Origin of the sequence: Chitinophaga sp., from assembly GCF_035538455.1 — a bacterium.
Taxonomy (GTDB): Bacteria; Bacteroidota; Bacteroidia; order Chitinophagales; family Chitinophagaceae; genus Chitinophaga.
In genome coordinates, this window is sequence record NZ_DATLKJ010000044.1 from 21,930 (window position 1) to 47,169 (window position 25,240).

Genomic DNA, 25,240 nt, shown 5'->3' on the forward strand with positions numbered 1-25,240 from the left:
GTTTGTCAATGATTATGCCAAGCAAAAAAAATATGTAATTATGTCAGTCATGTGCCCTATATTTGATGTGTTAAATTAAATATTGTTCGTAACCACGCCTGCCGATTCTAGCTATTCATTCCTGACCTTATTGTTGATTTAGTTAACTAGCAAATTGTGTAACCTAACCTTTAATAATTTATGAACAAAAGCATCATCATGCGGGCAGCCTGCTTGCTAATAGCTTCTATGCCGCTCTTAGGCATAGCCCAGGATCGACCATCTACAACTAATTCCCCCTCTTCAAACCCCAATGTGGAATTGTTTAACGGAACCAGCGGATTCAGAAAATGGTCTATTGGCGTTAATGGCGGATTACTCGCCCCGGTAGCACCTACAGGCGGTAGCAATGACTTTACCAAATGGAAAGCCTCTGCCGGTTATGGCGCTTATGTGAAGTATCAGATACTTCATTCCCTTGCTCTTCGCGCTGACTATGTAGGCGGCAAGCTACAAGGCGACAACAGCAAGGCGCTCGGCAATGGCAGCAACCGTGTGAGCCCCTACAGCTCTTTTGACACCAAGCTGAAATGGTCCGGATCATTGAACGCTGTAGTGAACATTGCTACCGTCAACTGGCTGTTCCGCCAAAACTTTGTACAGATCTACGCTTCCGTGGGTGCAGGCCTGGCAGGCTATGAGCCCACCCTTACCAAGGTAGGCGGCGGCGAAGTGAACTACAAAACCGACGGTACTATCAAAGAACTCATCATCCCGGTTGGAGTTGGTCTGAAATTCAAACTCTCTGAGTCCATCAACCTTGACCTCGGATACACTATAAATTACCTGGATGCCGACAACCTTGATGGCTATAACTATGGCCCTAACAAGGATAAATACTCCTACGGTTACGCAGGATTGGAATTCCCGCTTGGCCGCAAGAGCAAGAAACAACTGCAATGGCACAACCCGGCAAAATCCATGTATGATGAACTGGCAGCCCAGAAGGCCGTCCTGGCTTCAGAACTGGATAAAGCCAATGCCAATAATGCCAGGTTGACCGCTGACGTGGATAAACTGACAAAAGACAGCGATGGCGATGGCGTGTCAGACTTCTTCGACAAATGCCCCGGCACTCCTGCCAATACCAAAGTAGATGGAGCAGGATGCCCCCTGCCAGTGCCTGAGGTGGTGAAAAAAGAAGAAAAAGTTGTGATCACCGAAGAAGACACCCGCGTTGTAAAAGAGGCGATCCGCAACCTGGAATTTGATTTTGCCAAAGCAACTATCAAACCGAACTCCTATCCTGCGCTTGACAGGGTGGCAGAGCTGCTCAAACGTAAGAACCTCAACCTGAAACTGAGCGGCCATACTGACAATGTGGGCAGCAAGGAACGTAACCTCGCCCTCTCAAGAGAAAGAGCCGAAGCCGTAAAACAATACATGGTTGAAAAAGGTGTCAACTCTTCCAAGATCGAAGCCGTTGGTTATGGCCCAACACAACCAATTGCCAGCAACAAAACTGCCTCAGGCAGACAAAAGAACAGAAGGGTGGAATTCACTATCTTCTAAGGGTGATTTATTATGATTGCGGTAATTGTCGTCATAAGTGGAATTGATTACCGTAATTAATTAAATAAAAGAAGAAGCCCTGTTGAGATTTTTGACATGTCAAAAATCTCAACAGGGCTTCTTCTTTTATAAAAAATTCTACATCTTACACCATTCTTCAGGGAATCAGGAAATCATCATCATAAAACCATAGTATGATAAGAACGATAGTACCAGCGGATGATCCCGTGCTGGCAGATATTGTAAAAACCACGCTGACCGAATTTGGTATGAACAAACAGGGCACTGCCTACTCCGACCCTACCACCAATCATATCTCAAAATTATTTGACAAGCCACGGGCTATTTACTATGTGGCAGAATCAGAAGATAAGATTGTCGGCGGCGCCGGTATACATCCCCTGGACGGCGGCGAAGCACACGTATGCGAGCTGCAGAAGATGTATCTCATCCCGGAAGCCCGTGGTAAAGGACTCGCAGGCAAACTGATCAGCATGTGCCTCGCTTTCGCCAAAGAACACGGCTATACGCAATGCTACCTGGAAACAAGCCCGGAACTTGCCCGTGCAAGAAAAGTATATGAACAATTCGGATTCCGCTACCTGACAGGCCCTATGGGCAATACCGGTCATTTTGGCTGCGATAGCTGGATGGTGAAGGATCTCTGATCCGGCCCGGCCGGGTTGGTACCTGCTCACCTGGGGGACAGCACCGCATCAAGTCCACCTATACTCCGGTATTCCTTTACTGGCGCGAGGTGTAGCAGGGTACTTTTCCACCGCCCCCCCTCCTTTTCCCATTCCCACTCACATATAGAGGCTGCAGGAATGATTAAAAAATCGGTTGCCCTCACATTGGCTTTCCTTCCTGGTCCCTGATTCCCGCTGCGCAGGAATTTTTGCACAACCTTCAACCCGGCATATTTCTTGGTACGTATCGCCCACAAAATAACATATCATGAAAAAACTTATTCTGTCTGGTTTACTGGCTATTGGCACTGTACTCGCAGTACAGGCACAAAAGGTACAGTTTGGCGTTAAGGGAGGATTAAACATTGACAAAATAACCAACACTGATGGTGCAAAAACCCGTGCATCCTTTTATGCGGGCGGTCTTGTAAACATCGCACTGAATGAGAGCTGGGCCGTTCAGCCGGAGTTGCTATACTCAGGCCAGGGTACCAAGTTTGAACGCAGCTTCCTGGGATATACCTACGCTAAAGGCACGCTTAAAACTGATTATATTAACATCCCTGTAATGGTGCAATACTCCATCGTACCTGCTTTTTATGTGGAAGCCGGTCCGCAGCTGGGCATCCTGGCTGGTGCGAAAATCAAATCTGGCAGCTCTTCTGTTGATGTGAAAGACCAGATGAAATCCATAGATTTCGGGCTGGGACTGGGCTTTGGATATAAATTCGATATGGGCCTTGGCGTATCTGGCAGATACAACTTCGGTCTCACCAACATATGGGATTCAAATAATACCACCAGCAAGAATTCTGTAGCACAGATCGGTCTGTTCTATATGTTCTAGTATAACACGTTCAATTGTATACAAGCCCGTCAGGATTCAGATCCCTGACGGGCTTTCTTCATCTTATTACTGCAACACCGCTTACCTCTGTCAGGATTATCACAGAAATCACAAAAATCACAGTTATCTTTGCTCTCCGCATTAATCATTTTTCGCATGAGTGTTGTACAATCAATCAGAACGGCTGCAACAGCAGCCATTAAGTCACTTTACGACCAGCAGGTAACGGAAACGGATATATCCATCAACGTTACCAAACCTGAGTTTGAAGGTGAATACACCATTGTTGTTTTCCCATTCACTAAATTCAGCCGCCAGAAACCCGAAGAAACCGGTCAGCGCATAGGTGAATACCTCGCTTCCAATTATCCGGAACTGGTGTCAGGCTTTAATGTTGTAAAAGGCTTCCTGAACCTCAGCATTGCGCATGCTTACTGGAGCCGCTTCCTGCAACAACACTACAGCAATACAAACATAGGGATACAACCAGCCAACGGCAAAAAGGTAATGGTGGAATATTCTTCTCCCAATACCAACAAACCTTTACACCTGGGGCACCTGCGTAATAACTTCCTTGGTTATTCCATTTCCGAAATCCTCAAGGCAAATGGCTATGAAGTAGTAAAAACCAACCTGGTAAACGACCGCGGTATCCACATCTGTAAATCAATGCTCGCATGGCAACTGTTTGCACACGGCGATACACCGCAAAGCACCGGTATCAAAGGCGATCACCTTGTTGGTGATTACTATGTAAAATTTGAAAGCGTGGTGAAAGAACAGGTAGAACCTATCATAGACCGCGTGCTGGAAGGGAATTACCAGGATTTTGAGGCAGCAGAAAGAGAAAGGCTGGAGAAACTCGTTACGGCGATGCATAAGCCGGAAGTAAAAGACGATGAAGAAAAGACATCCAAAATCATGGCTGACATCAAAGAGATCTCAAGAAATAAAACAGAGATCATGCAACAGGCCAAGATCATGCTGCAACAGTGGGAAGCCGGCAATCCTGAAGTAAGGGAACTGTGGGCAGAGATGAACAGCTGGGTGTACGAAGGCTTTGAGCAAACTTACAAACGCCTGGGTATCGACTTCGATAAAATGTATTACGAGAGCGAAACCTACCTGTTGGGTAAAGACCTCGTAGCAGACGGGCTTCGCAAAGGCGTACTGTATAAGAAGGATGACAACTCCGTATGGATAGACCTCACCGGCGATGGACTCGATGAGAAACTGCTGCTGCGTGGCGACGGCACTTCCGTATACATCACACAGGATCTTGGTACCGCACGCCTCAAGTACGATGATTATAAAATGGATCAGAGCATTTATGTAGTGGCAGATGAACAAAACTACCACTTCAAAGTGCTGCAACTGATCTTACAGAAACTGGGCGAACCTTCTGCCGACGGCATTTATCATCTTAGCTATGGCATGGTGGAACTGCCCCATGGCCGTATGAAAAGCCGCGAAGGCACAGTCGTGGATGCAGATGACCTCATCGAAGAGATGATCAAAACGGCAGCCGATAAAGCGGCAGAATCGGGGAAAAAACATGATGACTTCACAGAAGAAGAACTGGCGCAGTTATATGAAACCATCGGCCTCGGCGCGATGAAGTTTTTCCTGCTGCGTGTGGATCCTAAAAAGAGAATGATCTTCAACCCTGAAGAATCGATTGATCTGCATGGCTTCACCGCTGCATTTGTGCAATACGCCTATGCACGTATCCGGTCTATCCTCCGCGAAGCTGCTCCCGTAGCCGGTCTCGAACAATTCACCTGCAATGATGAATTGTTGCCGTTGGAGAAAGAACTGATCATGTTAAACGAACAGTTCACTAACATACTGGCAGATGCCTGCAAAGAAATGAGCCCTTCTGTGATAGCCAACTACACATTCCAGCTGGCACAGTTGTTCAACTCTTTCTATGCAGAAAAGAAAGATGGGGTACCTACCTACTCTATCGTGAAAGCTGCCACTGAAGAAAAGAAAAAACTGCGTCTGCAGATTATCATGCTCACCTCACATACCATTGCACAGAGTATGAAAGTGCTGGGGATACATGTACCTGAACGTATGTAATGTCCATTATAAAAAAACGCTGCGGGCCTCACGGCCCGCAGCGTTAGCAGCTTACGGCCGCCGTGGCCGAAACTGCCGAAGAAAATACCACAGCTAGCAGCGCAGCGAAAAAGGAGCTTGCCTATCCTTAATGCGCTGGTGTTAATCCCTTCTACACTGTGGCAAATATTTTTAGTCGCTGATTATCTTGTTCACTTCCAGGGCCATTGCCTTATCGCATAGTTTCAATCCCTTCTGTTCCTCACCCGCACCTATATACGATTTTCCGAGCATAAACATCGCGAATGCATTTTCAGGCTGCAAGTATAACAACTTTTCCCATTGAATTATAGCAGATGCAAAACTTCCTTTGCTATACAAGGCGTGTGCAAGGTTGTACAGGAAGGAGCTGTCTTCGCTACGGCCAAGCGCAGCGGCCTTTTCAAAGGAAGCTACCGCCGCAGAAAAATCCTGTGCGTTGAAAAACATTACTCCCAGTTCATACCAGGCATTTTTGTGTGTACTGTCCATTCTGAGGTCCTCCTTGTAACAGTGTATGCTTTCCCGGTAGTTGCCCAGTAGCGTGTGCACCTTTGCCAGCAGGTACAGGATTTCTTTGTTCTCTGGCTCTTCGTCCCTGGCCTCCAGCAAAGATTCCAGGGCATTCTCATAGTCGCCCATATGATAACAGCACTGACCTATCAGGCTATTCATACAGGGGGCACCCAACTGTTTTGCTTTCCTGCTATACAGCAGTGCGCTGGCGTAGGATTCCTGTTCAAAGTAAAGATTACTCAGTTCACTATAGGCAGCAGTAAATGCGTTGTCCGCCTCTATAGCAGCAATAAAACGCTGTCGCGCAGCATCATTTTTACCGGACTGCCGGAAGACCATTCCTTCCTTATAAAGAAGGCGTGCTTTGTCATATGTTACCGGCGCAGGCTTCGCCGATACAGCGAGAGATAATCCCAGCATAGAAAGCTGAGTCCACAGGATAAGGCGGTACATAGGTATACGGTTTCTCTCTCAAATATATAAATATTTTGTTATTTAGTTATTTTGGAATCTGGGAATTTATAAATAACTAAATAACAAAATTCCTAAATTCCCAAATCCTCACTAGAGAAGGAGAGCGGCAGCAGATCGTTCGCCTTACTGACTACATATACTTTTCCACTCAATCCACCCAAAATAAGCCGGATAGGCGTACTTTGCTTCAATTCATATTCGGCCAGCGCCTGACGGCACATACCACAGGGAGATATAGGCCGGGAGCTGTCGCCATTCAGGTTGTGATAACTAACCGCAATGGTATCTATCTCCACACCGGGATGTATCGAAGATACAGCCGCCAGCGCCACTCTTTCTGCACAAAGTCCTACAGGAAATGAAGCATTTTCCTGGTTGGAGCCGGTTACCGTTTCACCATTCTTCAACTTCACCACAGCCCCCACCTGGAAACGGGAATAAGGTGCATGCGCATGTTTCGTTACTTCACGGGCTTCTTTCAGCATCCATACATCCTGGTCGTCAAGACCAGTAATGTCATTGTATACCAGGTATTCGAAATGTTGCAATTGTTTTTCCATAATAACTATATCCGGGTTTTACGTGTAGTCTTTACCGGTAGGCCGCGTGAATCTGCCGGGGGGTAAAGACGACTACGGACCAGCGATATGCCGGTCCGTAATTTACTTTATTAAAATATAATTCGTTCAACTGCTATTTGATGCTTCTGAAAAGGCGTCCCCAGCGGATGCCGTTTTCACCGTAACTCATCCAGATCAGCCAGGCCTTACCTACTACGTGGTCTTCCGGAACAAAGCCCCAGAAACGGGAGTCGAGGGAATTGTTGCGGTTGTCCCCCATCATCCAGTAGTAATTCATTTTGAATGTATAGCTGTCAGTGGGCTGACCGTTTACGATGATTTTACCCTCTTTTCTTTCCAGGGTATTGCCTTCATATACACGGATAACACGCTCGTAGAGTGCGATGTTGCCGTCATCCAGTTTAACGGTGGCCCCTTTCTTCGGGATATAAAGCGGACCGAAGTTCTCGTCTGTCCATTTAAAGTGGGCTGTGTCATGCGGGAACACCATCTCGTAATTATAGTGCTCCGAGAAGTCAGATTCTTCGAATGGTTTTATATCCTTTACAATCTGGAATTTCTTAAGCTCCGCCACATTTTGCTGTGTGAGGTTGTAGATGTACCTGTTGCCATCCAGCGTATATTCAGGACCAACGATGCCCAGTTCATCCAGGCGGCTGGAGTTGATCTGGTCGCCGGTGGTTTCAACCACGTATTTATGCTGGCTTGCAGGGGGTACCGGCGCAGCAGCTCCGTTCACATATACCACACCATCCACAATCCTGATGGTATCGCCAGCCTGGGCCATGCAGCGCTTGATATAGTTCTCACGTTTGTCTACCGGGCGGGTAATAACCTGGAAGGAATTGTGAACCGCCTGCCAGCCGTTCTGCCTTACCATGTTATAATAGCTCGGATCCGGCGAATCGATGGCTACAGTGTCACCTTCAGGGAAGTTAAACACCACTACATCGTAGCGTTTGATCTCAGAGAAACCAGGCAGACGCTTGTATTTCCATTTGACCGCTTCGGAATAGGCCTTTGTAGACTTGGTGAAAGGCATGGTGTGATGCACAAAAGGCACTGCCAGTGGCGTCATCGGGATGCGGGGGCCGTAGCTGATCTTGCTCACAAAGAGGAAATCGTTTACCAGCAAGGTCTTTTCCATCGAGGGAGTCGGAATCGTATAGGCTTCAAAAATAAAAGTGCGGATAAGCGTGGCAGCTATAATAGCAAAAATACCAGCGTCTAACCATTCTCTCGCCGTAGATTTCTTTTTCTTTGGCTGACCATCTTTATTTTTTTTCCAAAATGCCAGGTTCATTCAGTTGCGCTTATTAGATGCTTAAAAAGGCAAATATAATATACTGTAAGCAGCCTCCTACTAATAAATAGGAAAAGTTTTCTTAAAAATAGATTAAAGGCTGCTATCAAATATATTTAAAATATATTATATGTATATAAACAAACGTTGAAAGACCTACATTTGCGGAAATCCTTATGAGCGAACTAACCATATTTACCATTAAGGATATTGAAAACCTTACTGGTATTAAAGCGCATACTATCCGCATCTGGGAACAGCGATACAGGCTTTTCCAGCCCAAACGAAAAGCCACCAACCGCAGAATATACGACAACGAAGATGTCAAGAAGCTGTTACGTATTGCAGGATTATACCATCACGGGATAAAAATCTCGCGCATAGCTGCTTTGTCTGAAGAAGAGCAGAAGAAGCTGTTTATTGAACTGACGGAACAGAACAACCGGCATCAGCTGTACATCAACTACCTGCTGGAGGCTACACTGAATTATGACCAACAGCGGTTTGAAACCGTGTTTCACCATATCGCCAGGCAGCTCGGTTTTGAGCAGTGCATTACACAGGTCATCTATCCTTTTCTCGAAAAGGCAGGCGTGTTGTGGCTTACGGGAGATTTCGTTCCCGCACACGAACACTTCTTCTCTCATATTATCCGCCAAAAGCTATTGTCCGCAATAGACAAGCTCACCGTGAATACCGTTTCTGACGAACATTTCCTGTTGTTTCTTCCGGAAGGCGAATTTCATGAGATCCCACTACTGTACATTCATTATCTGCTGAAGAAGCATCACAGGAAAGTGACTAATTTCGGCAGCAATGTATCAGTAAGCGATCTCCGGCCATTCATTGCTACGCAGAAAGTGACACATCTCTATACGCATCTCGTGTCGGGCATGCCCCGTAAAGCGGTGAACACTTTCGCGGAAAGCCTCTCCTCTATTGAGCCACAAATCCCTATTCTGCTGGCAGGGCCTCAGACGGAGCAGATCTCCATTGCGTTACCACACAATATACGTATACTAAGGAAACCGGAAGAAAGCGGAGTACTGACAGCCAACAGCTATTAACTGTCAGAGTACTTCATGCAGTATCCTGTTCACTGCAGCGGCCCTGTTGAGCACCATAAAATGGCCGCCATCGGGGATGGTATGGGTAGGCTTTACAAAGCGGATGGGGAAAGTGAGATCTCTTCCACCGTGGATATGCACCAGCCCTTCCGGCTGATGTTCATTCTCCCAGTGCAGTACTGTATTAACGGCCCACCGGCGGTATACATGATCAGAATTGGAGAGATAATCATCCAGCAGCTGCCTGTCTTCTTCAGTTTCAACATTCATAAATTTCTTCACGATGAAGCTGCGGTTCTTGTAGAGCAAATGATCAGGCAGATTGTGAAGCCCAAGCCTGCGCGCCCAATTGTAATAAGGCGGCTTTTCGCCGGTATGTTTGATGGAGGAAATCAATACATTTTTTTCCACAGGCATCAGCCGGGCGATCTCAAGACTCATGATCCCGCCGAAAGACACGCCTATTAAAGAAACCGGCCCATCAATGATTATTCCTTCCGCCATGCGGGCAGCATAATCACTAATGGGCTCATTTTCCTTTGGTGGTATCCATGGCAGAAAATGTACATCATAACCAGACGGGAAACGCAGGTTTCCGAAAATGCGCTCATCTGCGCCCAGTCCACTTATGAGATACAGATGCTTTGCCATGTTTTCAGTATCAGCTTACTTTTTTCTTGTCGCGGTTGGGTACAACAAAGTCTTCCACATCTTCGGCAGTGATGGTTTTGCCGGAGAGGATGATCAGTCTTTCCACTACGTTGCGCAATTCACGGATATTACCAGACCAGTTATGGTTCTGTAATGCCTTCATGGCTTCTTTGTCGATCGCTTTGCGGGCAATGCCGTATTCGCCGCAAACGATATCCAGGAAGCTGTCCACCAACAATGGCACGTCATCACGGCGGTCGTTCAGGGAGGCAACATGAATAAGTATTACGCTAAGACGGTGGTAAAGGTCAAGGCGGAAGTTCTTTTCTTCCACTTCTTTCAGCAGATCTTTGTTGGTAGCAGCCACTACGCGCACATCCACGCTGATCTCTTTATCGCCGCCCACACGGGTGATCTTGCCTTCCTGCAATGCGCGCAGCACTTTGGCCTGTGCGCTGAGGCTCATATCGCCGATCTCGTCAAGGAACAGCGTACCACCGCTGGCCTGTTCAAATTTACCGATGCGTTGTTTTACTGCTGAAGTGAAGGAACCTTTTTCATGTCCGAACAATTCACTTTCAATCAGCTCGCTGGGAATAGCAGCGCAATTCACTTCCACCATAGGGCCGGAGGCGCGGTTGCTTCGCTCATGCAGCCAGCGGGCCACCAGTTCCTTACCAACGCCGTTTTCACCCGTGATCAGCACACGCGCGTCAGTAGGCGCCACTTTCTCAATAGTTTCCTTAATCTTGGCTATAGGTGCAGATTCGCCAATCATTTCAGGTACCTTATTCACTTTGCGGCGAAGCGTCTTGGTTTCAGTCACCAGCTTGGTTTTGTCCATTGCGTTACGCAGCGTGATCAGCAGGCGGTTGAGATCAGGCGGTTTGGAGATGTAATCGTAAGCGCCTTTCTTCACCGCATCTACTGCAGTATCAATATTTCCGTGGCCGGATACCATGATGATGGGAACATCACCATTCACTTCCTTGGCTTTCTCCAGGAATTCCAGACCATCCATTTTCGGCATTTTAATGTCGCACAAAACAGCATCATACTCTTTTGCCTGGAACATTTTAAAACCTTCCAACCCGTCCGCAGCTTCTTCTACTTTATATCCCTCGTAGCTTAGAATCTCCGTAAGCGTTTTGCGGATACTTTTTTCGTCGTCAATGATTAAAATGTTTGCCATAATCTGATTTAGGTTTTGATTACCCGCCCCTGCGGGTAATTAACAGCGCCAAAATTAAAGATAATCAATTAAAATTGCATGGCTCTTACCATCATTTAATACGGTAGTCATGATAGAAATCGTCCCTTATAAATCATCCTGGCCGGCAGAGTTCGAAGCTTTATCCCGGCAGTTACAAACCGCTATAGGCCCCTGGGCGCTGGCGATTGACCATATAGGTTCTACAAGCGTACCAGGGCTGAGCGCCAAAGACGTAATAGATGTACAGGTAACGGTGAACAGCCTGGATGCTCCTATAGAGCTGGCATTGAACGCGCTGGGCTTTGAGCGCAAGTCACATATACTTGGTGATCACCGCCCTCCCGGTCGCGACGACCTTACAGAGGAAGAGCTGGAAAAGCATTTTTATCATAAAGCAGAAAGAAAAGTAAATTTGCATATCAGGGTAAAAGGCCGGTTCAATCAGCATTATCCCCTGTTGTGCAGAGATTATCTGCGCACACATCCCCTGGCCGCAAAAGCGTATGGCGTTGTTAAACAGCAACTGGCAAAGTATTTCCCCGATAACGCAGATGCATATTATGACATCAAAGATCCTGTATTCGATATTATCATGGAAGGCGCCAAAGCATGGGAAAATTCAAAAATCCGGATATAGTCTACTAACTTTACAGGATTAATGTTTATTTTCAATAACCGAAAAACAGAACACTGTAATTCCATCCGCATATGAGTGATTTTATTGAAGAATTGAAGCGGAGACACCAATTGGCTGCCGCCACTGCATATCCCGCCACGGTTGAAGTAAGTGACTTTGCCAACAACCTGATTAACTGGTTATTCCCGGAGCACACCGGCCAGGTAATGGCTGATCCCGTACAACTCGAGCAATACGGGCGAAAGCTGGAGATACAGCTGGAGCTGCTACTACAGCCGATGCAGCAACAGCTGCCCGCCGATGCTGCCACTATCAGCGGCACATTTATGCAACAGGTGCCAGTGATATATGATGAACTGACAAAAGATGCCGAAGCTATTTTTCAGGGCGATCCCGCAGCCACTTGTTTGTACGAGGTAATCCGCGCCTATCCCGGCTTTTACGCGATTGCATTTTACAGAATGGCGCATGCGCTGTATAAACTGAAAGTACCACTGTTGCCACGTATGATCACCGAACTGGCGCATGCCCGCACGGGTATTGACATACATCCGGGCGCAGTGATAGCCCCCTGGTTCTGCATAGATCATGGCACCGGCGTTGTGATCGGCGAAACAAGTGTTATAGGCCAGCATGTAAAATTATACCAGGGCGTAACGCTGGGTGCATTGAGTATAGAAAAAACGATGGCCCGTAGCAAACGTCATCCTACAATTGAAGATCAGGTGGTGATCTACGCAGGCGCCACTATTTTGGGAGGCGACACTACAGTAGGCCACCACAGTGTGATTGGAGGAAATGTGTGGCTGATAAAAAGTGTAGAGCCATTCTCCCGGATTTATTATAAAGCTGAAAACAAAATAACACTGTGAGGTTCATGCAAAGGCGCCACGATTACTGCTCCTTTGCGCTATGTTGTTCCCTTGCATGAAAACTCCACAGGCAAAACATTCACATATGGCTTCTGTATTAGACCTCGTCGGTAATACTCCGATGGTGGAATTGAAAAAAATTGCTGTTAATCCTGCTGTTAAGATCTTCGCCAAATTGGAAGGCAACAACCCCGGCGGCAGCGTAAAAGACCGCGCTGCATATGGCATGATCAAAGGAGCACTGGACCGCGGTGAGATAAAAGCCGGTACCAAACTGATCGAAGCAACGAGCGGTAACACAGGCATCGCACTGGCAATGATTGCCAGTCTGTTTGGCATTGAAATAGAACTGGTGATGCCCGAAGACGCTACGCAGGAGCGCGTACTCACCATGGAGGCATATGGCGCTAAAGTAATACTTACGCCTAAGGAAAATTCTATGGAAGGCTCTATAGATTATGCCAACGAACAGGTAGCTAAAGGCGGATATGTAATGCTGAACCAGTTTGCGAATCCAGATAACTACGGCATGCATTACAAAACCACCGGCCCGGAGATCTGGAAAGATACAACCGGCACCATTACCCACTTTGTAAGTGCGATGGGCACCACCGGCACCATTATGGGTGTGTCCCGTTTTCTGAAAGAGCAGAACCCGGATATTCAGATCGTTGGTTGTCAGCCTACAGAAGGCTCACGCATTCCCGGCATACGCAAATGGTCAGAAGCTTATCTTCCCAAGATATTTGAACGGCCACGTGTAGACAGGATCATGGATATATCTGAAGAGGAGGCCAGAATCATGACCAGGCGGCTGGCTAAAGAAGAAGCAGTGTTTTGCGGAATGAGCAGCGGAGGCGCCGTGGCTGCTGCCGTACGTATATCACAGGAACTTCGTAGCGGCGTAATCGTTAGCATCATCTGCGACCGGGGCGACCGGTATTTATCGAGCGATCTGTTTGCCTAGAGGGATTAGCTTTCAGGATCAGCATTTAGATAATTAATACAAAAGGTCCGTATATATTATACGGACCTTTTGTATTAATTATCTAAATGCTGATAGCCGACTGCCAAAAGCTGATTACTTCTTCATGTACATCACTTCCTTCACCAGTTTCACGGTACGTTCAATATCAGGGAGGTACAGTTTCACGAGGTTAGGCGCGTAGTGCATAGGTGCATCGACAGCTGTAATACGGCGGATTGGAGCATCCAGGTAGTCGAAACCTTCTTTCTGGATACGGTAAGCGATCTCCGAAGAGATGCTGGAGAATGGCCACTGTTCTTCCACAATCACGAGGCGGTTGGTTTTCTTCACTGATTCCAGGATAGTGAACCAATCCAGCGGGCGGATTGTACGGAGGTCAATCACTTCTGCCTCGATACCTTCCTTCGCCAGTTCCTCAGCAGCACCCAACGCTACTTTCATCATTTTATTGAAAGACACGATAGTAACATCTTTACCAGCGCGTTTAATATCTGCTTTTCCGATAGGGATGATATACTCTTCTTCAGGTACCTCGCCCATATCGCCATACATCACTTCACTTTCCATGAAGATAACCGGATCTTCATCGCGTATAGCCGCTTTCAACAGACCCTTAGCATCATATGGATTAGAAACAGAAACCACTTTCAGACCGGGGATATTGGCATAGTAGCTTTCGAAAGCTGTAGAGTGCTGAGCACCCAGCTGACCAGCAGAACCATTAGGACCACGGAAAACGATCGGGCAACCAACTTGTCCACCACTCATTGCCAGCATTTTGGAAGCAGTATTGAGTATCTGGTCCAGTGCCAGTACAGCAAAGTTCCAGGTCATAAATTCAACTACCGGGCGCAGGCCATTCTGAGCAGCGCCAACACCTATGGCAGCAAATCCAAGTTCTGCAATCGGTGTGTCGATAACACGTTTTGGACCAAACTCATCCAGCATTCCCTGGCTCACCTTATAAGCACCATTGTATTCGGCTACTTCCTCCCCCATAAGGAATACCCGTTCATCACGGCGCATTTCCTCCTGAAGGGCTTCTCTTAACGCTTGTCTGAAAGCTATCTGACGCATGCTATTCTTAATAAAGTTTGAAAGTTAAGTGCCTGATTATTGAAAAGGCAGAGCAAAAATATTGTTTGTTGACGAAAAAGCAAAGTAAACAACCGATTTATATAATAATTATAACCGGTCTCTTACATGCCTGACTTAATTAATTGTATTTTTATCATATATTTATATTTAATAATCCAATATACATACTTCCAACGGTCAAATTTATGATCACTGTTACAATCCTGACTATCTGCTTCCTGACCGCCATCTCCTGCAAGATCAAAAAAGTGAAAGCTCCCGTTATAACGGCACTTACCTGGTATTTTCACTTTATCTTCCTCGTACTATCCGTCCTCTGCCTGATACTAATGATCACAGGATACGGCTTTAAAGGCACACAAACTGAAAGAGTAATTTTCTCCCTCTATGCAGGTTCAGGCATGGTCATATACGGCTTATCCAAACCAGGCAACGATGCAAAGCACGCCTATCTCTTATTGCTGTTCGGGTTTCCGTTCGTATTAGCACTGGGATTACTGCTGCCTCCATTACGCATTCTTACCATGGTAGCCGTTGTTACTCTGCTGGTAGACAGCGATTTCCACCGCTATAAAATAGATGACGACTATGCCCTGCAAACCAAAACCAGCAGCATTCTTTCGGCATATCCCATTTACAGCATGGTATCAGATAAGTATTTACTTTTTGAGAAGATAACACCGGATGTGGTGAAGCCGGGGGACTATATGCGGGCACTGAAAATGAACAAGAAAGGAACGGATAGTGTGCGGATACAGTTGTGGTACAGGAAGAATAAAATTGATACGGTAATAGCAGTAAATGATTAGCAGTTAGCTTTTAGCTATCAGTAGCTAAAAGCTAACTGCTTTATATCATCATTATTGCTTTTCTATAATAATAGCGCTTGCACCGCCGCCGCCATTGCAGATACCTGCAACACCGTAGCGGCCTTTGTTTTCATGCAGGATAGAGTTGAGCGTTACAACAATCCTTGCGCCACTGCAACCAATAGGATGACCTACGGCCACTGCACCGCCCCATACGTTTACATTGTCAAGCGAAATACCCAGATCTTTCGCGTTGGCAATAGGCACGCAGGAGAAGGCTTCGTTGATTTCAATAAAGTCCATATCAGACATATTCAGACCAGCCTTTGCCAATGCTTTATTTACCGCTTTTACCGGTGTGGTAGTGAACCATTCCGGCGCCTGTGACGCATCCGCAAAGCTGACAATCTTCGCCAGTGGCTTCAGGCCCAGCTCTTTCAGCTTTTCGCCGCTTACGAGTACTACCGCGGCCGCGCCATCGTTCAGGTTAGATGCATTCGCCGCAGTGATAGTACCCTCTTTCTGGAAGGTAGGCTTCAGGGTAGGGATCTTGTCATAGATTACCTTTTTGTAGTCTTCATCCTCTGATATAGTCACCACCTGTTTGCCTGGCACCTCCACAGGTACCACTTCATTTTTGAAATAGCCGCTTTCCCACGCAGCAGCAGCGCGTTTGTAACTCTGTACGGCAAAAGCATCCTGGTCTTCACGGGTGATGTGATATTCTTTGGCGCAAAGCTCACCTGCATTCCCCATGTGGAAATCGTGGTAAGGGTCCCAGAGACCATCGCGGAGAACACCGTCGATCACAGTACCGTGGCCCAGTTTATAGCCGGTGCGTGCTTTATCGAGATAATAAGGAACGGCACTCATATTCTCCATACCCCCAGCCACTACGATGTCGTTGTCGCCGAGCATGATGCTCTGTGCCCCGGTAATAATGGCTTTCATCCCGGATGCGCATACCTTATTGATAGTAGTACAGGGTACTGTATTGGGAATACCCGCCGCCAGACTGGCCTGATTAGCAGGCGCCTGACCCAGATTGGCACTGATCACGTTGCCCATAAATACTTCATTGACCTGACCGGCTTCGATACCTGCCCTTTCCAATGCTGCCTTGATGACTGTAGCGCCCAGCTTTGTGGCCGGAATACCAGACAACGCCCCGTTGAAAGCTCCGATTGGCGTGCGGGTTGCCGCTACTATGAATACTTCTTTCATCTGATTAATAATGTTGGGTTTGTTTTGGTGATAAATCATCCAAATATAACGAAAGAAGCTGAATGGGGAGAACAGCAGTTAGCTGCCATACCGGCAGCTAACTGCTGAAAGATTATTGAATGATCACCTGTATCGCTTTCTGTTTCTCTGTGCCCTGCACCTGCACATAATATATACCTTTCGGCAGGCGGCTCAGGTCCATAACGGTCTGTTTGTCTTTTACCAGCACACTGTGCACCATGAGGCCGGTGTGATTATATACTGCGATATATAATGGTTTGGCCGGCTGTTTTTCCAGCTGTAGATACACTGCCCCGGCTGAAGGGTTCGGGAAGATCTTCAGCGGATTGGCTGTCAGCACAGCTTCATTCACTGCTGTTATGATCATGGCCAGCGGTGCGGAAGTAGCATTACAATCTCCGCCGCTGCCCACTGTTACATAGTAGCTTCCATCTGCTTTGGCACGTATCGTCCGGGTCGTAGCACCAGGAATAACACTGCCATTGCGGTACCACTGGTATGATCTTGCTGGTGTTGATTCCAGCGAATCCCCGCGCTGCGCAATAAGTGGTATAGCAGGAACATTTCTCACTTCAAAAGGCGCAGACCAACCGGTACTATCGGCCGGTGCACTTGCTACCACCCGTATCCGGTAGTTCCTGCCACAGGCCAGCGTATCCGGCAATTTGACATTAACGGCTACACGCGGATCAGCAGACCCTGTCTCGTTCAGTATAGTTACCCCCAGCCCGGCAGCACGGGCTCCCGGTACCACATCACCATTGATCAACTCTATTGTAAACACGTTGTCGCGGTTAAAACTATGCGGGAAGGTAACGGTAACGAGTATACTGTCTTTCACATTCACTGAACCTGTATTGTTATTCACCACCGGAGGCACGGCAGGAGCTACACTCCTGACCACTATCGTATCCGTAGTTACGCGGCCAAACATGGCAGCTCTTAACCAGTAAGTACCAGCCTGTGTAACAGTGATAGCCCGGCTCGTATCACCGGTAGACCAACGGAAACTGATGTCTGCATCAGCAACTCCGGCATCCAGCCTGATCTGTTGTCCGCCGGCAATAGTCGTATCCGGACCAAGATTCGGCGTAATGAACGATTTGATCATTATCTGCCTGCTGAAACTGCTGGTCATACCGTTGGCATCTGTAATCTGCAGACCCACCAGGTAATAACCGGAAGATGCATAGGTGTGTGAAACATATTTGCCACTGGCGGCAGCGCCATCACCAAAACTCCACTGATAGCTGGTTATTGGGCGGGCGCTTACCGATGTATCCTTGAAGATCATCGTATACTGACCATCAGAAGCCCTGTAGTTATAGAAGTTTGCTTTAGGATATGATGTATCCGCCTTAGCCTGGATGCTGTCTGTAGAAACAGTACCAGATCTCCACGCTGTAAGGCTATAGATACCCGGCCTGCTGATGGTGAACGTAGTCTCTGTCGTTCCGTCAGACCATTTCCAACGAAGGTTGGGATCTCCACGGAAAACATCGCCTACAGCATTCCATACGTTGAGTGTAACAGATCCGCCACTCGTCATCACTATGTCTGTGCCCAGATCTACTTTTAGCACCGGTTTCACGGACACCGGCTTGGTAGTGGTATCACTTCCCTGCCTCCACATCTTCACCCAGTAATTACCAGGCGCCGGGAACACGTGAGTAATCAGCAAATGGCTGCTGTCTGTACGTGAGCCATCTCCAAATGACCAGTAAGTCCAGGTTGCATTTGAGCTGTTCTGCGCCGCGAAGTTGAAACTGAATGCAGGAGGTGCATCATTCTCCGCAAAGCTGAAATCTTCACCTGTAACACCTCTCTTCACCACAATCGTATCTGATCCAACATAATTCGGAACAGTTACTTTCACATAATAAGCACCCGCACTGGTCACGGTGAGCGAACGTCCGCTAATAACACCAGGATACCAGACACATTGTACAGCCGGATCACTGTAATAAGGCTCATTCACTTTCAATGTAATCGCCTGGCCATAGAAAGTAGTATCAGGGCCCAGATCCAGCTTCGGCCATACTCTTATCACAACAGTGGTATCGTAATTCACACCTCCTGCTTTTGTAACCATCCTCACTCCGAAACTACCCGCGGATTTATACCGGTGAGTTACGATAAAGCCTGCACCACCATTTACGGTAGCAGAGTCTCCATCACCAAACCACCAGCTGGTAGAGGTAATGTTGTCAATCTTGGAAATGTTTTCAAAATAAATAGTAGCTGCATCTCCATTTTTAGCGTAGCTGAGCATTTCAGGTTTCCCTGCGGGTGGCGGCGTCGCCAGTATTTGTATTGTATCTCTGGCCACATAGCCACCGCTGAGTGTTCCCGCCACCACGTACAACCCTGGCAGCGTTGCGGTAATACTGGCAGAAGTGGCGCCTGTAGACCATTTCCAGCTGATATATTCATTTCTGTAAGCAGTATCAACGGCATTCATCGCATTCAGCGTAACAGGCTGGTTGTTGGTCATCACAATATCTGGTCCCAGATTAATCCTGAACAAAGACTTTACTTCCACCTGCCGTCTTAATGTATCATTGGTAACAGTTCCTCTCCACATCTTCACCCAATATCTGCCTGCTCCGGGAAAACTATGTTGTACAAATGTTCCGCTGTCCGTAGGAGAACCGTCGCTGAAATTCCAGTAAACAGTACGGTTCTCACCCTGCGGCATATAAGGTGCGAAGTTGTAACCATAAGCCTTATCATTGGTAGCATAGCTAAAATTGTCATAGAATGCACCTTTCAACACATGTACAGTGTCTACACCAGAATAGTGTGCAGCTGTAACTTTTGCATAGTAAATACCTTCCTTCTGCACCATTAACTCATGTCCTCTGATGGCGCCCGGATACCATACACAGTTTACACCCGGATCATTGTAGTATGGCGCATTCAGCTTCAATGTAATAATAGGGCCGTAGTAAGTAGTGTCCGGTCCAAGATCCAACAGCGGCCATACTTTTACAGGAATAAGTGTGTCATAGTTAACACCACCGGCCATGGTAAGCATCTTTACTGAATAGGTACCCGGCTGCCTGTAACGGTGCGATGTTTTGATATTCGTATTGCCATTTACGATAGATGAATCTCCATCGCCAAACAACCAGGTAGTGGAAGTGATATTGCTGATTGTTGAAACATTCTCAAAATAAATGGTTGCGGCATCTCCTTCCGCTGCATAATAGTTCATATCACCCTTCGATCCTGTTGCTGGCGAACGCAGTATTTCAATAGTATCCGTGGAGGAATATCCATACATAGTGGCAGTAAGGCTGTATTTGCCTGGTAAGGCAAGAGATACAGCGCTCGACGTTTCACCTGTGGACCATTTCCAACTAACTTCAACACTGTTCCGGAACATGCTGTCCACTGTATTCCAGGCATTGAGCAACACCGGTTGATTGTTAACCATTGTTATATCCGGGCCAAGGTTCACTTTAATGAAGGGCTCTATGTAAATGGTTCTTCTGGCTGTATCACGCGGGAACAATGTTCTCCACATCTTCACATTATAATAGCCAGGCTGCGCATATGTATGCGAAATAATACCACCGGTATCAATACGTGAATTATCACCGAAAGACCAGTATGGAGTGCCCTGGTAAAGACCTGAGTTCCATACTGCGAAATTCATCGTCAGCTTACCATCATGATTACGGCCAATGTTGAATGTATCTTTTGTCGGAGCCACATTATTTATTACCACCAGCGTATCGGCATCATCATAGTTATCCTTCGAAACATACACATAGTAAGTATCCGGTTTTGTTACCACATAAGAACGTGCTTTTACACCGCCGGGATACCATATGCATTTTATTGTACTGTCGCTGTAAAATGGCTCATTTATACGAAGTGTAAACGGCGTACCGTTGAAAACCGTATCCCGCCCTATATTCAGCGGTGGATAGTCTTTCACTTCTATCGAATCAGTCGCGGATCTCCCGTATAAGGTAGCGGTAAGACTGTATATACCCGGCGTTTGAATAGTGATGATACGCGCTGTATCACCGGTAGACCAACGGAAGGCAGCGCCTCTCAGCGGCAGGTTGATCGCACTTTCTGCATCCAGCCGTACAGACTGCCGGCGGAACTTGATGGTATCATTTCCAAGGTTGACCGTCAGTAACGGTACTATTTCCACATTCTTTATTACTGAATCTACCTGATGCACTGCTGTATCTTTCACCACCAGCTTAACCTGATATATTCCGGGTCTGCCGTAGGTATGAGATACATTAGCGCCGGCAGCAGTGGTGCTATCGCCAAAACTCCAGCGCCAGCTGGTTACGGTACTGCTTACCTCCGTAGTAACATCCTTAAAGTTCATAGTAAGCTTTCCATCATTGGCGCGTTGAAAAGTAAAATCGGCTTTCAGCGCACACCCCTTGGTGATATTGATGGTATCGGTACCTACACTGCCAACAGCGTCTGTCACCTGGAGCCAGTAGGTACCAGGTTGCGAAATACGCAGATACCAGGTAGTGTCACCGGTAGACCACTGATATTTTGCACCTGGAATAGGGTTTGTCATGGTCAGGGTGAGAGAGTTACCCGGACAGAGTTGCTGATCTTCTCCCAATGATACAGGCAACGCCGCCCCCACTATAACAGAAGTGACTGCAGAATCCACAATCTTATTGTTATCTATTCCATTGAGCGTCACCTGATATTTCCCCGGACGTTTATAGGTGTATATAACATCCAGCCCCTCCGCATAGCCTCCGTCACCAAATGACCAACGCAGATTCGTATAATCGTTTCTGTTGGTATTGTTTCTGAACCTGAAGGTGAGACCTGCTGAATCCTGTTTTGTCACCAACGGATTAAGTACCGCTTTTTCCACATAGATGGTGTCGCTTACAACGAAGTTGCCAGGACAAGGATAACCGGGTACAGCCAAAGGTTGTACCTCCACCCAGTACTTACCAGGCTGTGAAACATTAATAGAAGGTGTAGTAGCACCGGTAGACCATTTATAGGCAGGCTCATGACCTGGTATAAGAGATGCGCTCATTGGGTCCCAAAAGATCCACCTGTAATTGACATCATAGCTAAGTGTTACTTCGCTGCCTTTTATTACAGGAGTGGAAAACCGTCTCAATAAAACCGGCCTTGGGTCAAACTGCAATGATTTGGCAATACGTGTCCTCTTTCCATTGCGGTCCGTGGCCGTGAGCGTTACTGCATAGTCATTACTTGGCAAAGGAGTGTGTGTGAACATATGCTGCTGCATGGGTGTTATCTCCTCACCCACCTGCCATTCAAAATATGGATATTGCCCCTGGTCAATATTTGCAAACAGATCTACCGTTGCATCGGTACAATTCACTCTTCCTGAAGTCATAAATTGAAAAGGAGATTGCCCTTGTCTCACCTCAACAGTATCCTTCCCTTCTCCACAACCAGTATTGACACTTACCCAGTAGGTTCCGGGTTGCCTGGCCATAATGCTCTGTGTACGTTCACCGGTAGACCAGGTGTAGGTAGCCCCCGGCCTGTTGCCGGCATCCAGCCATGCGTAACCGGTACCCATCATATATACATAATCCGCCCCGAGGTCAACAGCTCTTGCAGTATTATTCAGATTAAAATAGGCATAATCATTTATCACTGCGCCAGACCTGGACGCTGCATAAAAAGAAACATTCTTGTTCCCTCCTGATGGGTATCTCCTACGGATATGCCAGCCACCATTGGCCTGCAGCTCAGATATTGTCATACCAGGCTTGTTGTCGCCAAAAGTCAGATTCAGCTGGGTAACATCAGATACATTAAAAGAGACGTTGAAATCAAAATCAACCACGATGCTATCGCAATTCGGAACCTGCGTCCAGGTAATAACACCGCCAGCGGTTTTCATTGTTCCTCCCCCGTTATCAGCTCGCAGCCAACAGGGTGTGGTCAATAAAACAAACAATAGTAAAAGTCTATTCATAGAGTATAGGTTTCGGGAAGAAAGAAAAATGCTATTCAAAAAACCATATAAAATTATATGTTTTAATTTTAATTTATATAAAGAGCGAACATTAATTCATCGACCTGATAATTTTACTCCCGGTGAAAATTAACGTATGTTTGCGTTTGCATTGATCGTAACGTGATTTCTCAAAACTCCATACAGCAGATCCTCGCCCGCATTGATATTGTGGAGATAGTTGGCTCTTTCGTGAAACTAAAGAAAAGAGGCGCTAACTACATGGGGCTATGTCCGTTCCATAATGAGAAATCACCCTCCTTCACTGTATCTCCCAGCAAGGAAATCTATAAATGCTTTGGTTGCGGCGCTAGTGGCAACGCCATCAGCTTTCTCATGGAGCATGAAAAATACTCCTACGTAGAAGCCATCAGGTGGCTGGCACAGAAATATCAGGTAGAGCTGGAAGAAACCGAAGTGAGCCCGGAACTGAAGCAACATCAGCAACTGGCAGACAGTCTCTTCATCATTAATAACTTTGCACGGGAATATTTCTCCGACATTTTATTCAATAATGATGAAGGACAGAATGTTGGGCTCAGTTATTTTGAAGAAAGAGGATTTACGGAAGAAACCATCAAAAAATTTCAGCTGGGATACTGCCTCAATACCCGCGACGCTTTTGCACAAACAGCGCTGGGTAAAGGGTACAACCTGGAATACCTCCAGAAAACAGGTCTGGTCACAATCCGCAACGAACAACCTGCTGACAACTATCGTGGCCGCGTTATATTTCCCATTCATAACCAGTCAGGCAAGATACTCGGCTTCGGTGCGCGCATACTCGTAAAGTCTGACCGCGCCCCTAAGTACATCAACTCCCCGGAGAATGAGATCTACATCAAAAGCAGGGTATTGTACGGCACCTACTTTGCGCGGCATGCCATCGACAAGCTCGATGAATGCCTGCTGGTGGAAGGTTATACGGATGTGATCTCCCTGCACCAGGCTGGCGTAGAAAATGTGGTAGCCTCCAGTGGTACCTCCCTCACGGTAGATCAGCTGCGCCTCATTAAAAAATATACCAACAACCTCACCATCATTTACGATGGTGACAGCGCCGGTATCAAGGCAGCACTGCGCGGCCTCGATCTGGCTATAGAAGAAAGTCTCAACGTAAAACTAGTACTGCTGCCGGATAAAGAAGATCCCGACAGTTATGTGCAGAAAATAGGCGCCGCCGCTTTCCGGGAATTCATTGCCCAAAACAGGCAGGACTTCGTGCTGTTCAAACTCCAGCTCAGCATGCAGGATATAGGCAACGACAGCAATAAGAAGTCGCAGCTTGTTAATGAAATCGCGGAAACGATCTCTAAGATCGACAAGGCGGAAGATTTCACCAAACAGCAGGATTACATCCGCCAATGCAGTCAGCTGCTCAAGATAGACGAACAGGGTCTTATTGCCCTGGTAAATAAATTCATCCGGGAAAGACTTGTAAAACGGGAGCAGCAACAGGCCCGCAATGCACCGGCTCATGACGACGACGCACTGCCCGATGAAGCCATCGCCGCCATGGAAGCAGCTGAAGCAGGCTTCACTGTTTCATCGCTTCTTAACAAAGATGAAAGGCAGGAAAAAGAACTGGTAAAAATACTGCTGCGCTTCGGCGACCGCCCCTTCAGCGAAGAAGAACAGAACACGGTTGCTGATTACGTATTCCATCTCCCCTACGATTTCGAATCACTGGCAGACAGCGAGATGGTAAAGCGTGTACTGCGTGAATACAAACATCAGTACGATGAAGGAAATACTCCTGACAAGAAATGGTTCCTGTACCATCAGGATACAGAGCTGAGTAAATTCACCGCCGAGATCCTGGAAGACAAGGAAGCAGACCTCAGCGTTAACTGGAAAGAGAGATTTGAAATAGATACAGTTTATGGAGATAATGCTTATCTGAAAGATACCATCTCCACCACCAACTACCTCATACTGCGGAAGATCCAGAAACTGATCCTGGAAAACCAGCAGGAAGCTGAAAAAGCGACGGAAATGGATCAGATTATGCAGTGCCTCGAGATGCAGGTGCATCTTAAAACACTTGAAAAAGAGCTCACCCTGGGGCTTGGCACCGTAATTTTCAAATAGTCATTACTGTTTTACCCGCTCCCATACCTGAAATGAAAATGGGTACTGGTTCTTCTCATCACGCTCATGCCTTTCATCACTCACGAGGTTCCATTCACTCCCATGTATAACCGGGAAAAAAGCATCCCCGTGCACAACGGCGTATACCCTGGTCAGGTAGATACGGTCCACTAACGGCCACGCCTGCTCGAAGATCTGTGAGCCGCCGGTGATGAAGATTTCATCTGTTTGAAACTCTTTTGCTTTCTCAACAGCGTCCTCCACAGAACCAGTCACTACCACGCCCTCCTGTTGATAACCTGATTGACGCGTGATGACGATATTGGGCCTGCCAGGCAACGGTTTACCCAGGGAATCAAATGTTTTGCGGCCCATGATAATGGGCTTGCCCATAGTGGTAGATTTGAAATATTTCAGATCAGTAGGCAGACGCCAGGGCAACTGGTTATTAATACCAATGGCGTTATTCTCGGACGCTGCAACGATAATGGATACTGTCAT

At 47.0% G+C, this 25,240-nt stretch carries 19 protein-coding genes; 10 read left to right on the forward strand and 9 right to left on the reverse strand.

The genetic code is table 11. The features are described 5' to 3' along the window. The first annotated feature begins 180 nt into the window (after positions 1-180). The 4 genes from VM802_RS05525 (at position 181) to argS (ending at position 5,172) form a co-directional block, all read left to right on the forward strand. Positions 181-1,551 carry a DUF6089 family protein gene (locus VM802_RS05525; RefSeq protein ID WP_325528830.1) on the forward strand — a complete coding sequence of 457 codons (1,371 nt, stop codon included), beginning with the start codon at positions 181-183 and terminating at the stop codon, positions 1,549-1,551. Between the two features lie 194 nt (positions 1,552-1,745). Then, entirely contained in the window at positions 1,746-2,219 is a 474-nt protein-coding gene (locus VM802_RS05530) for a GNAT family N-acetyltransferase (protein ID WP_325528831.1), read from the forward strand. A 289-nt stretch (positions 2,220-2,508) separates the two neighbouring features. Next, positions 2,509-3,087: a porin family protein gene (locus tag VM802_RS05535; RefSeq protein ID WP_325528832.1), complete on the forward strand. Its 579-nt coding sequence runs from the start codon at positions 2,509-2,511 to the stop codon at positions 3,085-3,087. Positions 3,088-3,243: 156 nt separating this feature from the next. Continuing rightward, complete coding sequence (gene argS, locus VM802_RS05540) at positions 3,244-5,172, forward strand: arginine--tRNA ligase (protein WP_325528833.1); 1,929 nt, start codon at positions 3,244-3,246, stop codon at positions 5,170-5,172. Between the two features lie 171 nt (positions 5,173-5,343). On the opposite strand, the gene VM802_RS05545 is transcribed toward argS, so the two are convergent. From VM802_RS05545 to lepB, 3 genes are all read right to left on the reverse strand, one after another. Next, positions 5,344-6,159: a tetratricopeptide repeat protein gene (locus VM802_RS05545; RefSeq protein ID WP_325528834.1), complete on the reverse strand. Its 816-nt coding sequence runs from the start codon at positions 6,157-6,159 to the stop codon at positions 5,344-5,346. 92 nt (positions 6,160-6,251) lie between these two features. Continuing rightward, positions 6,252-6,740, reverse strand: coding sequence for a cytidine deaminase (locus tag VM802_RS05550; protein WP_325528835.1), 489 nt, complete (start codon positions 6,738-6,740; stop codon positions 6,252-6,254). Positions 6,741-6,873: 133 nt separating this feature from the next. Then, positions 6,874-8,064 carry a signal peptidase I gene (gene lepB, locus VM802_RS05555; RefSeq protein ID WP_325528836.1) on the reverse strand — a complete coding sequence of 397 codons (1,191 nt, stop codon included), beginning with the start codon at positions 8,062-8,064 and terminating at the stop codon, positions 6,874-6,876. Positions 8,065-8,240: 176 nt separating this feature from the next. On the opposite strand from lepB, the gene VM802_RS05560 reads away from it, so the two are divergent. Continuing rightward, positions 8,241-9,131, forward strand: a complete 891-nt coding sequence (locus tag VM802_RS05560; RefSeq protein ID WP_325528837.1) for a MerR family transcriptional regulator — start codon at positions 8,241-8,243, stop codon at positions 9,129-9,131. A 3-nt stretch (positions 9,132-9,134) separates the two neighbouring features. Here the strand turns inward: VM802_RS05560 and VM802_RS05565 are convergent, their stop codons facing one another. Together VM802_RS05565 and VM802_RS05570 are read right to left on the reverse strand one after the other, a co-directional pair. Then, on the reverse strand, positions 9,135-9,782 hold the full coding sequence (locus VM802_RS05565; RefSeq protein WP_325528838.1) for an alpha/beta fold hydrolase: 648 nt from the start codon (positions 9,780-9,782) through the stop codon (positions 9,135-9,137). 10 nt (positions 9,783-9,792) lie between these two features. Continuing rightward, positions 9,793-10,974, reverse strand: coding sequence for a sigma-54-dependent transcriptional regulator (locus VM802_RS05570; RefSeq protein WP_325528839.1), 1,182 nt, complete (start codon positions 10,972-10,974; stop codon positions 9,793-9,795). A gap of 109 nt (positions 10,975-11,083) precedes the next feature. Here VM802_RS05570 and VM802_RS05575 point away from each other — a divergent pair, with 109 nt between their 5' ends. The 3 genes from VM802_RS05575 (at position 11,084) to cysM (ending at position 13,471) form a co-directional block, all read left to right on the forward strand. After that, positions 11,084-11,632, forward strand: a complete 549-nt coding sequence (locus VM802_RS05575) for a GrpB family protein (protein WP_325528840.1) — start codon at positions 11,084-11,086, stop codon at positions 11,630-11,632. 71 nt (positions 11,633-11,703) lie between these two features. Beyond that, entirely contained in the window at positions 11,704-12,504 is an 801-nt protein-coding gene (locus tag VM802_RS05580; RefSeq protein ID WP_325528841.1) for a serine O-acetyltransferase, read from the forward strand. 85 nt (positions 12,505-12,589) lie between these two features. Further along, positions 12,590-13,471 carry a cysteine synthase CysM gene (cysM, locus tag VM802_RS05585; RefSeq protein WP_325528842.1) on the forward strand — a complete coding sequence of 294 codons (882 nt, stop codon included), beginning with the start codon at positions 12,590-12,592 and terminating at the stop codon, positions 13,469-13,471. Between the two features lie 114 nt (positions 13,472-13,585). On the opposite strand, the gene VM802_RS05590 is transcribed toward cysM, so the two are convergent. Further along, the gene (locus VM802_RS05590) at positions 13,586-14,569 is read right to left on the reverse strand and encodes a pyruvate dehydrogenase complex E1 component subunit beta (RefSeq protein ID WP_325528843.1); all 984 of its coding nucleotides are present in this window, start codon (positions 14,567-14,569) and stop codon (positions 13,586-13,588) included. A gap of 206 nt (positions 14,570-14,775) precedes the next feature. Between VM802_RS05590 and VM802_RS05595 the strand changes: the two genes are divergently transcribed. Then, positions 14,776-15,399, forward strand: a complete 624-nt coding sequence (locus tag VM802_RS05595) for a hypothetical protein (protein ID WP_325528844.1) — start codon at positions 14,776-14,778, stop codon at positions 15,397-15,399. 51 nt (positions 15,400-15,450) lie between these two features. On the opposite strand, the gene VM802_RS05600 is transcribed toward VM802_RS05595, so the two are convergent. Together VM802_RS05600 and VM802_RS05605 are read right to left on the reverse strand one after the other, a co-directional pair. After that, positions 15,451-16,623 (reverse strand): acetyl-CoA C-acyltransferase, encoded by a 1,173-nt coding sequence (locus tag VM802_RS05600; RefSeq protein WP_325528845.1) that lies wholly within the window; start codon positions 16,621-16,623, stop codon positions 15,451-15,453. 112 nt (positions 16,624-16,735) lie between these two features. Next, positions 16,736-22,534: a T9SS type A sorting domain-containing protein gene (locus VM802_RS05605; RefSeq protein ID WP_325528846.1), complete on the reverse strand. Its 5,799-nt coding sequence runs from the start codon at positions 22,532-22,534 to the stop codon at positions 16,736-16,738. A gap of 237 nt (positions 22,535-22,771) precedes the next feature. Here VM802_RS05605 and dnaG point away from each other — a divergent pair, with 237 nt between their 5' ends. Then, entirely contained in the window at positions 22,772-24,739 is a 1,968-nt protein-coding gene (gene dnaG / locus VM802_RS05610) for a DNA primase (protein WP_325528847.1), read from the forward strand. Between the two features lie 3 nt (positions 24,740-24,742). On the opposite strand, the gene VM802_RS05615 is transcribed toward dnaG, so the two are convergent. Continuing rightward, positions 24,743-25,240, reverse strand: a complete 498-nt coding sequence (locus VM802_RS05615) for a dihydrofolate reductase (RefSeq protein ID WP_325528848.1) — start codon at positions 25,238-25,240, stop codon at positions 24,743-24,745.